Here is a 12,863-nt window from a genome sequence, read left to right as displayed (position 1 = left end):
AAGCGCAGCAGTATATTGTAATTGAGCGCACGGGAGGGCGTCGAGTCACAAATGTGTTTTACTGGTATAAGGTGCTGAAATCAAAACCAAACGGGGTGCTGAATAACGGCAGGAATCATCGAGAAGAGATATCGATACGATTAACAGGCTTCGTCGAACTTAGCGTCGATAAGCGCGCAAATGGCATTGAGCGCGGGCTCGGCATCTGGGCCTTCGGCAATCAGGGTAATGGTTTTACCCATGCCGGTTTCTAGCATAAGTAACCCTAAAACACTGGCGGCAGAGGCCTGTTTTTCACCTTGGATCAGCGTAATGCTGGCATCAAACTCTGAGGCCAACACCACGAGTTTAGTTGCTGCGCGGGCATGTAAGCCGAGTTTATTGCAGATGGTGACCTGGCGTTCAAGCTTTGGCATTTGTCAGTTCCCGATGGCGTGCATTGACTTGATGTTTACCGTTACTAAAGCGTTTAGCCAGTTGCTCGGCGATATAAACAGAGCGGTGTTGTCCGCCTGTGCAGCCAATGGCAATGGTCAGATAACTGCGGTTATTACGCTCGAGGTGGGGTAACCAGGTTTCGAGTAGGTTCTCAATCTGCCAAATAAACTTATTGACCAAGGGCTGGCGATTTAAAAACTCTGCCACAGGTTCATCTAAACCTGTGAGGGGGCGCAACTCGGGTTCCCAGTGGGGGTTGGGTAAAAAGCGCACATCAAACATAAAGTCGGCTTCGGTTGGCATACCATGCTTAAAACCGAAAGACTCGAAGTTGATCACCAGTTCCTTATCGACACTGCCAAGCAGGATTTGCCGTACTTGGTCGCTGAGTTCATAGATATTCAGATTCGAGGTATCTATGTAGTGATCCATCTGCTGTGACAGGGGCTCGAGCAACTTGCCTTCAAGCTTAATGGCTTCTTGCAGTGATACTCGGCTCTTAGATAAGGGATGTAAGCGCCGCGTCTCGCTGTAGCGCTTTAACAGTACTTTATCGCTGGAGTTTAAGAAGAAGCTGGTAAGTTCAGTGCCCTCTGGCAGGCTGGCGAGCTGTTTGACGAGTACCTTGTCTTGCTCCGGCAGGTTACGCACGTCAACACTGATGGCGACGAGATCGTTACTGCCCTTGAGCTGTTCGAGTAAGCTGCCAATCAGCGGCAAAGGAAGATTATCGACACAATAGTAGCCGAGATCTTCAAGCACTCTTAGTGCGACCGATTTGCCTGAGCCTGAGCGCCCTGACACTATGACCAGTTTCATCCAGTGATTACCTGATAGAGTTCCGTTTCATCATGCGTCTTGCGCAATTGCTTCAATATTTGCTTGTCGCTGAGCTTTTCAGCCATGCAGGACAAAGTGCTTAAGTGCTGTTGACATTGGTCAGCAGGCACTAGCAGCGCAAATAAAATGTCGACAGGTTGTTTATCGATAGCATCAAAGGCTATCGGCTCCTCACATTTCACCAATATGGCTATGGGTTGTGTTATATCGGTTAATCGACCATGTGGAATGGCGATGCCGTTACCTATACCTGTGCTCCCCATCTTTTCGCGCGCCACTAGGCTTTCGAAGATCTCTTGAGATGAGAGGGTGGGGTACTGGGCAGCGGCTAAGTCGCTGATAAGTTCCAGTACCTTTTTCTTACTGCCCGGAGTGGCGCAGGTCGTGCATTCCGGCCGCAGTATGGTACGAAGTTCCATTGCTAGTGTTTTGTTAACTTCTCTTTGTGTTTAATAACCTGACGATCAAGCTTGTCGATCAGGACGTCTATGGCAGCATACATATCTGCATGCTCTGAAGTCGCGAAGACTTCACCACCGGTGAGGTTGATTCTCGCTTCGGCAATTTGTTGCATTTTCTCAACATTGAGCACAACGTGCACATTATTGATCTGTTCGAAATGACGTTCAAGTTTTGAAAACTTTTCCTCAACATAAGCCCGTAACGATTCAGTAATCTCGATATGGTGTCCACTCAGGTTTATTTGCATATAAACGTCCTCCGATTTCCACTTTAGGCTATAAACTTTTACGCTGATTGGAAGGGGGAATAAGCATCGCCTCTCGGTACTTCGCAATGGTTCTGCGCGCAACGTTAATTCCCTGTTCTGCCAGAAGTTGCGCCATCTTGCTGTCGCTTAATGGTTTTTTCTGGTTTTCCGCTGCAACCAGTTTCTTAATGAAGGCTCTGATTGCCGTGGATGAGCACTCACCGCCATCATCAGTCCCGACGTGGCTTGAGAAGAAATATTTTAGTTCAAAAAGTCCCTTTGGGGTATGCATGTATTTTTGTGTGGTCACCCGTGAAATGGTGGACTCATGCATCTCTACCGCCTCGGCGATATCGTTTAGGACCATAGGTTTCATGGCTTCTTCACCGTATTCGAAGAAACCCTGTTGATATTGCACTATGCAGTTTGCCACCTTGAGCAGTGTTTCGTTACGGCTTTCAAGGCTTTTGATAAACCACTTGGCTTCTTGCAGATGCCCGCGGATAAATTGGCTATCGGCTTGGCTTTTGGTGCTGCGCGCCATGGCTGCATATTGCTGATTAACATTGATTTTTGGCATGCAGTCTGGATTTAACTCGACCACCCAGCGACCATTTTTCTTCGACACCGACACATCGGGGATGACATATTCTTCATCGACAGGGGTGATGAGCAAACCGGGGCGAGGGTTTAAGGTTTGGATGAGGGCAATGCTCTCGCGCAGATCATCTTCCTTAAGCTTGGTTTTACGCATCAACAACCTAAAGTCGCGGGCAGCGATCAGATCTAAATGATCTTTGATCAACATACGGGCGTTTTCGAGGTGTGGGGTATCCGGCGAAAAATGGGAGAGTTGGATAAGCAGACATTCGCTTAAATCCCTTGCGGCGACACCGACGGGATCGAAGTGTTGAATGCGCTTGAGTACGGCTTCGACTTCATCCAGCTCGATCTCAGGATTGCCCATGGCCTCGAGGATATCTTCAGTACTTTGAGTCAGATAACCTTGATCGTCGATGGCATCAATAATCGCGGTGGCAATAGCTAAATCGGTTTCAGAGAAGGGCGTGAGGTTTTTCTGCCATTCTAAATGTTCGTACAGGCCTTCACTGGTTTCCCCTTGGAAGGGCATGTCATCTTCACGGCTGGCGCCAGAACCTGAGTTTGGCGATGCGGTAAAGACTTCATCCCAAGTGGTGTCCATGGGTAGTTCTTCGGGCAGGGATTCTTTGGTCAACGACTCGGCAATGTCCACGGTGGAATTGTCTTGTTCCTGTGGCTGGGCTGTCGTTTCGCTAAAGTCGGTATCGGCGATATCTTGCTTACGTTCGGTAGGCGCGTCGAATTGCTCCTCTTCCAGCTCGAGAAGGGGATTAGAGTCTAAGGCTTGCTGGATCTCTTGCTGCAGTTCTAATGACGACAATTGCAACAGACGAATGGCCTGTTGAAGTTGTGGCGTCATGGTTAACTGTTGACCCAGTTTGAGCTGGAGTGACGCTTTCATGTTACCGCTGATCCCTACGTTATTATTTTGAATTTAGGCCGCTTGTTATCATATTGATGGCGCAGATAAGCCAAAATTCAAGGCTAATTGGCTCTGTTTAAGTAACTATAGCCTGAATTGTTCACCTAAGTACACAGCCCTAACTTGCTGATTGTCTAAGATCTCTGCGGGAGTTCCTTCGGCAATCAGGTTTCCGTGACTGACAATGTAGGCATGTTCACAGACGTCTAAAGTCTCGCGCACATTGTGGTCTGTGATCAATACCCCAAGGCCTCGGCTCTTGAGTTGTTCGATGATTTTCTTGATATCGATAACCGAAATCGGGTCGACACCGGCGAAGGGTTCATCGAGCAGAATAAACTTAGGATTGGCCGCTAAGGCGCGGGCAATTTCGACGCGGCGACGCTCACCGCCCGATAACGACATGCCTTGGCTATCGCGAATATGGGTGATATGGAACTCTTCGAGCAGATGTTCCAGCTCTTCTTCGCGTTGATCGCGATTGAGCTCTTTACGGGTTTGCAGTACCGCCATGATATTGTCGTGCACTGTCAGCTTGCGAAAGATACTGGCTTCCTGTGGCAGGTAACCAATGCCTTTGCGAGCGCGCAGGTGCATAGGATCGGCGGTTAAATCATCATCGTCGATAAAGATATGGCCTTTATCGCTTTTGACTAAGCCCACGACCATGTAAAAGGTGGTGGTTTTACCCGCACCGTTTGGGCCGAGTAGGCCGACGACTTGACCCGTTTTCACCGTCAGGCTGACATCTTTCACAACCTGACGACTCTTATAACTCTTAGCGAGATTCTGTGCTTTTAAGGTGATTTGGGTCATTTAGAATCCTGTTTTTTCACAGGTTTGTCCGCAGGCTGATTCTTGAGTTCTTCCTGATAGTTGTCAGGTTGAATAATGGTGATTACGCGATCATCACCGCTACCCGTGCTCTCAGCGATCAGTTTCTGCTGAATAATATCGTAACGGATGAGGTTACCCGTCACTTGGCTACCCGCTTGGTCTAGGGTCGCTGAGCCTGTTAAGGTCAGGGTGCGGGTCGCCATTTCATAGCGAATTTCTTTGGCGCTCGCCGACGCTGGGCGTCCATCGTCGAGAATTTGGCTGTAGGTCGCAGGGTTGCCCGTTGCCACTAAAATCTTGCTGTTTTCCCCTTCGGCAGAAAATGCACGTAGTTGATCCGCATGGATTTTAATCGAGCCTTGAGTGACTTCAACCGGACCGAAGAAAATGATCTGGTTATTTTTAATGTCCGCAGTTTGGCTGACGGCTTTAATTTTCACTTCTTGCTGTAAGTCACCGACCTTGGCGAAGGCACTCATGCTGGTGATTAGCATTAGGCCGGCAAGTAATATGTTATTTTGCTTCATAGGTTCCTACTACCTGACTGGTCAATTGCACTTCCTGCGCGTTAAGGTCGGCATAAAGGCCTTGCCCTTGAATATTAAAATCTTTCCCTGTGACGTAAATGATGCGGTCAGAGGTCATTATCATAGTGTTGAGATCGAGTTCTAAAAAACTGGTGGACAATGTCTGTATGGGTTCACCAGGGCTGATGGCATCGATAATAACATTATTTTCTAATACAACCTTGCCGGTATCTTTATTGAGTCGACCTTGGTCGGCTCGGATCTGCCATTTTGCTTTACCTTGGTCGGGATAGACAAGATAGACGGGCTGAGTAAAGTCGGTTTGGTTTTTCAGCTCATAGTGTTCCATGTGCTTTGCCGTGACGCGACTGTTAACTTGCCCTTGCTCATTAAACTCAATGCTGCGCAGATCTTCGATAATGTAATCGGGCCTGTCGCTGACGTTCAAGCTGTCATCCGTATCGCCACCGCGTTTTTGCTGCACTTGCCAATATAGCGCCAGCGCAGTACCAAAAAAGGCGATAATGGCGAGGGTCACACGACTCATATGCTCATCCCATGGGCGGAAGTGAACTTATTTTGGCTCAGTAAGAGCAGATCCGTGAGTTCCCTGAGTGCGCCATGCCCACCATTTAAGTGAGTCACAAAATGGGCGTGTTGACGGACATAGGGATGACCATCGGCAACGCAGACGGCAAGGCCGACCACATTCATCACCGGCAAGTCGACAATATCATCACCGATATAGGCGACTTCTTCTGGGGTGACATTGTAGAGCGACAGCAGCTCTTCATAGGGCACGAATTTATTATCCACGCCCTGATAAATATGCGTCACACCCAGCGCCGTCATGCGGTTTTCGACAATTTTAGACTGACGGCCAGTGATCACCGCCAGATTAAAACCACTGGTTAGTAACGAGCGCACACCATAACCATCGCGGGTGTGGAAGGCTTTGAGCTCTTCCCCTGAGTTACTCAAATAAATGCGGCCGTCGGAAAACACTCCGTCCACATCGCAGATCAGCAGTTTAATTTTTTGTGCCCTTTGCCAAACATCGTCGCTGATGGGGCCGTAAAAACCTTGCTGTGGCATTAAATCACTCCCGCTTTAACCATATCGAGCATATTGAGGGCTCCGACAGGATGATGTTCTTTATCTATCACTATCAGGCCGTTGATATTTTTGGAATCCATCACTTGCAGCGCCTGCGCCGCTAAGACGTTTTCAGTAATTGTGACACAGTTTCGCGTCATCACATCGGCGATAGGCGTGGTGCGCAGGTTGACTTGGGCATCGATAACGCGGCGCAGGTCGCCGTCGGTAAAGATACCCACGAGTTTGTTTTGCTCATCGATAACCGCGGTCATGCCAAGGCCTTTCTTGGAGATCTCATACAGGGCATCGGTGATGCAGATATCGTGTTTAACCAAAGGTAAGTCATCGCCGCTGTGCATCACGTTGCTGACTTTAAGCAGCAGCTTACGACCTAAGGCGCCGCCCGGATGGGACATGGCGAAATCTTCCCGGGTAAAGCCTTTGGCTTGCAGCAGCGCAATGGCGATGGCATCGCCCATGACTAAGGTTGCTGTGGTGCTTGAAGTTGGCGCCAGCCCAAGCGGACAGGCTTCCTCTGGCACCTCAATACATAAATGAATTTTAGATAGACGCGCCATGGTGGATTCTGGCTTGCCAGTCATGGCAATCACAGGGATGGCTTTTCGTTGGATGACTGGCATCAGAGCAAGGATTTCGCTCGACTCGCCCGAGTTTGAAATCGCAAGAATCACATCATTGTCCGAAAGCACGCCTAGATCACCATGGCTGGCTTCGCCAGGATGGACAAAAAACGCTGGGGTACCTGTGCTGGCGAGGGTGGCCGAGATTTTATTGCCAATGTGGCCAGATTTCCCCATTCCCATCACTATCACTTTGCCGGTGCAGTTGAGAATTAACTCGCAGGCTTGGGCAAATTCAACGGAATCGACATATTGATAAAGATTGTCGAGGGCCGATTTTTCAATATCGATGACTTTACAGCCCCACTGGCGCAATTGTGATTGGTCTACCATGTCTATCTCTCTTCTTGCATTGTCTTTGTCGCCCCGTTCTGGGATTGGAATAGCACAATTTGGTACGCGATAAAGATGATAAAATTAACGGCTTCTTACTCGGAGTAGCACTTTATTGTTCTGCCTTTGCCTATAGGGTTGACGGCAATAGGGCAGGATAACCTGTTTAGCGATTGAATGCCTTGAGCAAAATCATCGTCTTGGTTGTTTTAGCGCTGCCACTTTTATGGCTATGGCCGCCATGATAACCAGTTTGACATTCAATATGGCTTTTGAGTTAAGTTGTCTTGCCTAGTTCAGTGTGATTTCGCTTATCTTATTAGCCTTAACTAAACAAACTTGCTGATTTATCAACAAGGGTGAAAACATTAAGTAACACTTTAGCTTCACAGAGCGAAAACTTAGGGCGCATTCTCGCTGGAAATGAGGCAAATTGAAAGTATCGCAGGACGATAGTGTCGATTCTGTTGTAGGTTAAAGCGCAATTACGTACAATTTGCGGCTCTTCGATTGGTCTGGGCAGGAAGCGTAGGCCACCTCTTTTCAAATATCGGAATCAAGCATGACTCAAGAACAAACGCCGTTGGTTGAGATCCGTCATTTGGGCTTCAGCCGTGGCCAGCGTGTCATATATGAAGATATTAGTCTGTCTATCCCCCGGGGCAAAGTCACCGCCATTATGGGCCCCAGTGGTATAGGTAAAACCACCTTGCTTAAGCTTATCGGTGGCCAATTAACGCCCGATAGCGGCCAAGTGTTGTTCGATGGTCAGGATGTGCATGCCGCGAGTCGTAGCCAATTGTTCGAACTGCGTAAGCGCATGAGCATGTTGTTTCAAAGTGGCGCCTTATTCACCGATATCAACGTCTTCGATAACGTCGCTTTTGCACTGCGTGAGCATTCGGGTTTACCCGAAGAGATTATTCGCTCAATCGTATTGATGAAGCTTGAAGCCGTTGGTCTGCGTGGCGCCGCGCAGATGATGCCAAGTGAGTTATCCGGTGGGATGCAGCGCCGTGCCGCCCTTGCTCGGGCGATCGCCCTTGAGCCTGAAATGGTGATGTACGATGAGCCTTTTGCCGGACAAGACCCGATTTCCATGGGCGTGCTGGTGAAGCTTATCCGCGAACTCTCCGATGCGCTGAATCTAACCTCGATTGTGGTGTCCCACGATGTGGATGAAGTGCTCGGAATTGCAGATTATGTGTATGTGGTGGCCGATAAAAGAGTGATTGCCCATGGCACGCCTGAGGAGTTAAAGCATGCGGACAATCCGCAGCTCAAACAGTTTATTCAAGGCGCGCCCGACGGCCCTGTGCCTTTCCACTACCCGGCGAAGGATTATCAGCAAGAATTAATGGCTAAAGGAGCTGGCAAGTGAAGTTATTCGACAGTATTGCCGACCTCGGCCGCAGCGCTATCGAGTTAGTGCTCGGTTTTGGCCGTGCGGGCCTGATGCTCTGGGGCGCGATTTTTCGCTGGCCTCGGGTGCGTAAAGGTTTTCCATTATTAGTGCGCCAAATCTATGTGGTCGGCGTACAATCTATGGTCATTATTGTGGTCTCGGGCCTGTTTATCGGCATGGTGTTGGCGCTGCAGGGCTACAACATCTTAGTCGGTTTCGGTACTGAGGAGAGCTTAGGCCCCATGGTGGCCTTGAGCTTACTGCGTGAACTCGGTCCTGTGGTCACAGCGTTATTATTTGCCGGCCGCGCAGGCTCGGCGCTGACCGCTGAAATCGGTCTGATGAAGAGTACCGAGCAGTTATCCAGCTTAGAGATGATGGCGATTGACCCGCTCAGGCAAATCATTGCACCACGCTTTTGGGCGGGGGTGATCAGCATGCCGTTATTGGCGCTGATGTTTACTGCGGTAGGCATTTATGGCGGCCATTTAGTAGGTGTGGAATGGAAAGGTATCGATGGCGGGGCCTTCTGGTCGATTCTGCAAGCCTCGGTTGAATGGCGCCAAGACATAGTGAACTGCCTGATTAAGAGCGGCGTCTTTGCCGTGGTGGTGACTTGGATTGCCTTATATCGCGGCTATCAAGTGGTGCCGAATCCAGAAGGGATCAGCCGTGCAACCACCTCAACCGTGGTGCAATCGAGCCTCGCCGTACTGGCATTGGACTTTTTACTAACAGCCCTGATGTTTGGCCGCTAACGGATTGCAGCGCCAAGGATACAGATAGACGGATTAACAGAGTGGTAACTGAGCATGTTGACACGAAAAATTGAATTATTAGTGGGTATGTTTCTCTTAACGGGCTTAGCGGCCTTTTTGGTGTTGGTGTTTAAAGTCGCCAATATCGAAGTGCAGACCAGCGACAGCAGCTATACCCTCACTGCCAACTTCACCAATATCGGTGGCTTAAAGGTGCGCTCTCCGGTCAAGGTCGGCGGCGTAGTGGTAGGCCGCGTGAGTAAGATTGATTTAGACCCAGTCAAACTGGTGGCTGTGGTGACGATTGTGATGGACAAACGTTTCGATAAGTTCGCAGAAACCAGTAGCTTAGCTATTTTAACTTCAGGTTTACTCGGTGAGCAGTTCCTCGGATTAACACCGGGCTTTGTCGATGATGACGTGAGTATGCTTAAAGATGGCGACAAGATTGACGATACTCGCTCCGCATTAGTGTTAGAAGATCTGATTGGTCAGTTCTTATATAGTATGGGTTCAAAGGATAAATAGGGGTTACCGCTATGTTTAAACGCTTATCGCGCTTTTTACTGCCGTTAGTATGGATATTTACTGCAACGACCGCACTGGCGGATGATGCCACGATTAACACTATGGACCCGTATGCCATGGTGAAATCCGTTGCCAACAAAACCTTCGACCGCTTTCATCAAGATAAAGCCTTGATCGATGCCGATGCGGATCATCTCAAGGTGATCGTGCGTGAAGAGTTGATGCCTTACATCGACTATAAATACGCCTCTTACAAAGTGTTAGGCCAGTATTTAAAAGAGTCGACCGAAGATCAGCGCAATCGCTTCGTCGATGCCTTCGAAGGCTACCTAGTCTCAACCTATGCCCAAGCGTTTACCGAATACACTAACCAAAAAGTAGAGTTTTCTCCCGGTAGTGATTTCAGCAATGAGAAGATTGTCGATGTCAACGTACAGATTATCGAAGCGGGTCGTCCGCCGATTAAGCTGTTGTTTAAAGTGCGTCGCCTTAAGGATGACTCTTGGAAGGCGTTTGACTTAGTTGCCGAAGGCGTGAGTTTACTGTCCTCTAAGCAATCTGAAATCTCGAATCTTATCCGCCAACAGGGAATTGATGCCGTGATCAAGATGCTGGAAGAGCGTACCAAAGACAAAGTGACTAAACAGTCTAAAGCAGGGAAGTAATCGCCGTGGTTGAATTTGTGCAACAGGGTAAAATTTGCCACCTCAAAGGGCGTTTATCACAGGAGCAAGTGGTCGCACTTTGGCCGCAAAGGCAAAGCCTGTTAAGCCAAGATACCCAAATGTTGTCGCTCACTGAGCTGGAGTACAGCGACAGTGCTGGCGTGGCATTTTTGCTGGCGTTAGTGCGTCAGCATGGCACGCCATTGCAGTTGTGCTCAGCGTCGGATCAGCTAAAAAAATTAATCGGTTTATATGATTTACAGTCCTTCTTCACCGAAGAAGCGAATTGAAAAGGTAACGAATTTCATGGAATGCAGCTTAATAGAACAGATTTTACGTGACGCGTTAGCACTCGATGAAGTGCACGCCAGCTCCGATGGCAGCCACTACAAAGTGATCGCCGTCGGTGAATGTTTTGACGGCATGAGCCGTGTAAAACAACAACAAGCCATTTATGCACCCCTGATGAGCTATATCGCCAGCGGTGAGTTACATGCATTAACGATTAAAACTTTCACGCCGACCCAATGGAAACGCGAGAAAATTTTCAACAGCTAGTAGTGAGGAAAAGTGGATAAATTAGCGATTCAAGCAAGCCCTCCGCTTGCTGGTGATGTGATTATTTCCGGCGCTAAAAACGCTGCGCTGCCGATTCTAATGGCAGGCGTGTTAGCCGAGACTGATTTTATTGTGTCGAATGTCCCCAATTTGCGCGATGTGAGCACCAGCTGCAAATTGCTGCGCTGCCTAGGCGCCGATGTGGATGAATTAGGCAATGGTCAAATCCGTATTTCGACCAAGAACCTTAACGAGTTCTGCGCACCTTACGATCTCGTTAAGACCATGCGTGCCTCGATTCTGATCCTTGGCCCGTTATTAGCGCGGTATGGCACCGCAGACGTGTCATTACCCGGTGGCTGTGCCATTGGTGCTCGTCCGGTGAACTTACACTTGCATGGCCTCGAAATGATGGGCGCCAAGATTGAAGTGAAAGAAGGTTATATCAAGGCCCGTGTCGATGGTCGCTTAAAGGGCGCCCATATTTTTATGGACATGGTGAGCGTGGGCGCGACCGAAAACCTATTGATGGCCGCGGCACTTGCCGATGGCGAAACCGTGATTGAAAACGCGGCCCGTGAACCAGAAGTGATCGACTTGGCGAACTGTTTGATTGCCATGGGCGCGAAGATCACCGGTGTTGGCAGTGCCACACTGCGTATTCAAGGCGTTGAGCGTCTACAGGGCTGTGAGTACCGCGTGATGCCAGACCGTATCGAAACGGGTTCTTTCCTTGTTGCTGCGGCAGTGACCCGTGGTCGTATCCGTTGCTTAAAGGCCGATCCAGCTTCGTTAGAGTCTGTTATCGCGAAACTTGAAGATGCGGGCGCCAAGATCACCACAGGTGAAGATTGGATTGAGCTCGATATGGAAGGCAAACGTCCGAAAGCGGTCAATATCAAGACCGCGCCATATCCAGGCTTTCCAACCGATATGCAGGCGCAGTTCTGCGTGCTCAACGTATTAGCCCAGGGCACGGCGACCATTACCGAAACCATCTTCGAAAACCGCTTTATGCACGTGCCAGAACTTATCCGTATGGGCGCGAACATGGAGCTTGAAGGCAATACCTGCATTATTCAAGGCATTGAGTCTTTGAGTGGTGCGCAGGTGATGGCGACCGATTTACGTGCGTCGGCAAGTCTAGTGATCGCAGGCTTAGTTGCCGATGGTAAAACCATCGTCGATCGCATCTATCACTTAGATCGCGGTTATGAGCATATCGAGCAGAAGTTCCAAGGATTGGGCGCGCATGTAGAGCGTGTGCAATAACATTTGCGTAGGATTCGCTTCCAATAAAAAACCAGCCAAGTGCTGGTTTTTTATTGTATTCATTCAGCTAAAAACAAAGGGGAATAATAAGAGTTGGTTAGAGCGTCTTCTCAACTAATTTAGGAATACATTCCAAAATAGCATCGAAGGGTTCAATACTTTGGTATCCCCGACACATCACAACCGCGCCTTCAATGCAGGCAATAATGCTAAGTGCCATGGCATTAGCTGAGGTCTTTGTGTGACCTAATGACTCAAAGTGTTGAGCTAATAATGATTGCCAATCACTGAATACTCGTGCCACTGCCGCTTTTATTTCTGAAGCTTCATCCTCTTCTGGCAGTTCTATCGCTGCTGCAACAATCGGACAGCCATGACGATATTGTGAACCAACAAGGCGTTGGCGCCACAGTGATAAAAACAAATTAATGCCGTTGTTTCGATCTTTACCAAGACAAGCACTGAGTTGTGCGGATGCTTGAGCGCCTGCCCAAATAATAGCTTCAGTAATTATCTGCTGTTTTCCACCGGGGAAGTTGTGATACGCGGAACCAAGCGGAGTACCTGAAAACTTGACCACTTCACGAATGCTTATGGCTCGTAAACCGCTTGAAGCAAGCATGATTGCGGCGGCTTCAATGACCCGCTGACGACCTTCATTAGAGATTGTGCCCATGAAAATCCCACTTGTTATAACAGTTGTTATAGGCTAGCATCAAAAATACATTA

Annotated in this window: 18 protein-coding genes; 7 read left to right on the top strand and 11 right to left on the bottom strand. The window is 48.9% G+C overall.

Features of this window, described 5'->3' with window-relative positions; all coding sequences use genetic code 11:
• Positions 1 to 140 precede the first annotated feature (140 nt).
• The 10 genes from M0415_RS10820 to M0415_RS10775 all read right to left on the bottom strand — a co-directional run bounded on the left by M0415_RS10820 (position 141) and on the right by M0415_RS10775 (position 6,948).
• Positions 141 to 416 carry an HPr family phosphocarrier protein gene (locus M0415_RS10820; protein WP_011627201.1) on the bottom strand — a complete coding sequence of 92 codons (276 nt, stop codon included), beginning with the start codon at positions 414 to 416 and terminating at the stop codon, positions 141 to 143.
• Complete coding sequence (rapZ, locus tag M0415_RS10815) at positions 403 to 1,257, bottom strand: RNase adapter RapZ (protein WP_249553693.1); 855 nt, start codon at positions 1,255 to 1,257, stop codon at positions 403 to 405. Before rapZ ends, M0415_RS10820 begins: the two co-directional genes overlap by 14 nt.
• Positions 1,254 to 1,697 carry a PTS IIA-like nitrogen regulatory protein PtsN gene (gene ptsN / locus M0415_RS10810; protein ID WP_011621469.1) on the bottom strand — a complete coding sequence of 148 codons (444 nt, stop codon included), beginning with the start codon at positions 1,695 to 1,697 and terminating at the stop codon, positions 1,254 to 1,256. Before ptsN ends, rapZ begins: the two co-directional genes overlap by 4 nt.
• Before the next feature lie 2 nt (positions 1,698 to 1,699).
• On the bottom strand, positions 1,700 to 1,987 hold the full coding sequence (gene hpf / locus M0415_RS10805; RefSeq protein WP_007650503.1) for a ribosome hibernation promoting factor: 288 nt from the start codon (positions 1,985 to 1,987) through the stop codon (positions 1,700 to 1,702).
• 28 nt (positions 1,988 to 2,015) lie between these two features.
• Positions 2,016 to 3,491, bottom strand: a complete 1,476-nt coding sequence (locus M0415_RS10800) for an RNA polymerase factor sigma-54 (RefSeq protein WP_220057314.1) — start codon at positions 3,489 to 3,491, stop codon at positions 2,016 to 2,018.
• Positions 3,492 to 3,596: 105 nt separating this feature from the next.
• Entirely contained in the window at positions 3,597 to 4,328 is a 732-nt protein-coding gene (lptB, locus tag M0415_RS10795) for an LPS export ABC transporter ATP-binding protein (RefSeq protein ID WP_011621471.1), read from the bottom strand.
• The gene (lptA, locus tag M0415_RS10790; protein ID WP_220057315.1) at positions 4,325 to 4,876 is read right to left on the bottom strand and encodes a lipopolysaccharide transport periplasmic protein LptA; all 552 of its coding nucleotides are present in this window, start codon (positions 4,874 to 4,876) and stop codon (positions 4,325 to 4,327) included. Before lptA ends, lptB begins: the two co-directional genes overlap by 4 nt.
• Positions 4,863 to 5,423, bottom strand: coding sequence for an LPS export ABC transporter periplasmic protein LptC (gene lptC / locus M0415_RS10785; RefSeq protein ID WP_249553696.1), 561 nt, complete (start codon positions 5,421 to 5,423; stop codon positions 4,863 to 4,865). Before lptC ends, lptA begins: the two co-directional genes overlap by 14 nt.
• Positions 5,420 to 5,971, bottom strand: coding sequence for a 3-deoxy-manno-octulosonate-8-phosphatase KdsC (gene kdsC / locus M0415_RS10780; protein WP_023268678.1), 552 nt, complete (start codon positions 5,969 to 5,971; stop codon positions 5,420 to 5,422). The genes lptC and kdsC overlap by 4 nt, the downstream gene beginning before the upstream one ends.
• On the bottom strand, positions 5,971 to 6,948 hold the full coding sequence (locus M0415_RS10775) for a KpsF/GutQ family sugar-phosphate isomerase (RefSeq protein ID WP_011715849.1): 978 nt from the start codon (positions 6,946 to 6,948) through the stop codon (positions 5,971 to 5,973). Before M0415_RS10775 ends, kdsC begins: the two co-directional genes overlap by 1 nt.
• Before the next feature lie 562 nt (positions 6,949 to 7,510).
• On the opposite strand from M0415_RS10775, the gene mlaF reads away from it, so the two are divergent.
• Genes mlaF through murA form a run of 7 tightly spaced genes read left to right on the top strand, consistent with a single transcriptional unit; the run spans position 7,511 to position 12,134 of the window.
• Positions 7,511 to 8,329 (top strand): phospholipid ABC transporter ATP-binding protein MlaF, encoded by an 819-nt coding sequence (mlaF, locus tag M0415_RS10770; protein WP_011715850.1) that lies wholly within the window; start codon positions 7,511 to 7,513, stop codon positions 8,327 to 8,329.
• Positions 8,326 to 9,111: a lipid asymmetry maintenance ABC transporter permease subunit MlaE gene (gene mlaE / locus M0415_RS10765; RefSeq protein WP_023268675.1), complete on the top strand. Its 786-nt coding sequence runs from the start codon at positions 8,326 to 8,328 to the stop codon at positions 9,109 to 9,111. The genes mlaF and mlaE overlap by 4 nt, the downstream gene beginning before the upstream one ends.
• 54 nt (positions 9,112 to 9,165) lie before the next feature.
• Positions 9,166 to 9,639 carry an outer membrane lipid asymmetry maintenance protein MlaD gene (gene mlaD / locus M0415_RS10760; RefSeq protein WP_249553698.1) on the top strand — a complete coding sequence of 158 codons (474 nt, stop codon included), beginning with the start codon at positions 9,166 to 9,168 and terminating at the stop codon, positions 9,637 to 9,639.
• An 11-nt stretch (positions 9,640 to 9,650) separates the two neighbouring features.
• Positions 9,651 to 10,304, top strand: coding sequence for an MlaC/ttg2D family ABC transporter substrate-binding protein (locus M0415_RS10755; protein ID WP_249553700.1), 654 nt, complete (start codon positions 9,651 to 9,653; stop codon positions 10,302 to 10,304).
• A gap of 5 nt (positions 10,305 to 10,309) precedes the next feature.
• Positions 10,310 to 10,594 (top strand): STAS domain-containing protein, encoded by a 285-nt coding sequence (locus M0415_RS10750; RefSeq protein ID WP_249553702.1) that lies wholly within the window; start codon positions 10,310 to 10,312, stop codon positions 10,592 to 10,594.
• 16 nt (positions 10,595 to 10,610) lie between these two features.
• Complete coding sequence (locus M0415_RS10745) at positions 10,611 to 10,862, top strand: BolA family protein (RefSeq protein WP_011621481.1); 252 nt, start codon at positions 10,611 to 10,613, stop codon at positions 10,860 to 10,862.
• 12 nt (positions 10,863 to 10,874) lie between these two features.
• Positions 10,875 to 12,134, top strand: a complete 1,260-nt coding sequence (gene murA, locus M0415_RS10740) for a UDP-N-acetylglucosamine 1-carboxyvinyltransferase (protein ID WP_011621482.1) — start codon at positions 10,875 to 10,877, stop codon at positions 12,132 to 12,134.
• A 97-nt stretch (positions 12,135 to 12,231) separates the two neighbouring features.
• On the opposite strand, the gene M0415_RS10735 is transcribed toward murA, so the two are convergent.
• Positions 12,232 to 12,810 carry a TetR/AcrR family transcriptional regulator gene (locus M0415_RS10735; RefSeq protein WP_249553704.1) on the bottom strand — a complete coding sequence of 193 codons (579 nt, stop codon included), beginning with the start codon at positions 12,808 to 12,810 and terminating at the stop codon, positions 12,232 to 12,234.
• Positions 12,811 to 12,863 lie beyond the last annotated feature (53 nt).

The organism is Shewanella sp. 10B, from assembly GCF_023475885.1.
In the GTDB taxonomy this organism is placed as follows: domain Bacteria; phylum Pseudomonadota; class Gammaproteobacteria; order Enterobacterales; family Shewanellaceae; genus Shewanella; species Shewanella mangrovisoli.
The sequence above is the reverse complement of the archived record's forward strand: the minus strand, read 5'-3'. Positions and strand labels throughout refer to the sequence as shown.

Coding starts and splice junctions, on each gene's coding strand:
- rapZ (WP_249553693.1), bottom strand. CDS start 1,257: ATGAAACTGGTCATAGTGTCAGGGCGCTCAGGCTCAGGCAAATCGGTC.
- M0415_RS10745 (WP_011621481.1), top strand. CDS start 10,611: ATGGAATGCAGCTTAATAGAACAGATTTTACGTGACGCGTTAGCACTC.
- ptsN (WP_011621469.1), bottom strand. CDS start 1,697: ATGGAACTTCGTACCATACTGCGGCCGGAATGCACGACCTGCGCCACT.
- hpf (WP_007650503.1), bottom strand. CDS start 1,987: ATGCAAATAAACCTGAGTGGACACCATATCGAGATTACTGAATCGTTA.
- M0415_RS10800 (WP_220057314.1), bottom strand. CDS start 3,491: ATGAAAGCGTCACTCCAGCTCAAACTGGGTCAACAGTTAACCATGACG.
- lptA (WP_220057315.1), bottom strand. CDS start 4,876: ATGAAGCAAAATAACATATTACTTGCCGGCCTAATGCTAATCACCAGC.
- lptC (WP_249553696.1), bottom strand. CDS start 5,423: ATGAGTCGTGTGACCCTCGCCATTATCGCCTTTTTTGGTACTGCGCTG.
- M0415_RS10735 (WP_249553704.1), bottom strand. CDS start 12,810: ATGGGCACAATCTCTAATGAAGGTCGTCAGCGGGTCATTGAAGCCGCC.
- M0415_RS10755 (WP_249553700.1), top strand. CDS start 9,651: ATGTTTAAACGCTTATCGCGCTTTTTACTGCCGTTAGTATGGATATTT.
- lptB (WP_011621471.1), bottom strand. CDS start 4,328: ATGACCCAAATCACCTTAAAAGCACAGAATCTCGCTAAGAGTTATAAG.
- mlaF (WP_011715850.1), top strand. CDS start 7,511: ATGACTCAAGAACAAACGCCGTTGGTTGAGATCCGTCATTTGGGCTTC.
- M0415_RS10820 (WP_011627201.1), bottom strand. CDS start 416: ATGCCAAAGCTTGAACGCCAGGTCACCATCTGCAATAAACTCGGCTTA.
- kdsC (WP_023268678.1), bottom strand. CDS start 5,971: ATGCCACAGCAAGGTTTTTACGGCCCCATCAGCGACGATGTTTGGCAA.
- mlaD (WP_249553698.1), top strand. CDS start 9,166: ATGTTGACACGAAAAATTGAATTATTAGTGGGTATGTTTCTCTTAACG.
- M0415_RS10775 (WP_011715849.1), bottom strand. CDS start 6,948: ATGGTAGACCAATCACAATTGCGCCAGTGGGGCTGTAAAGTCATCGAT.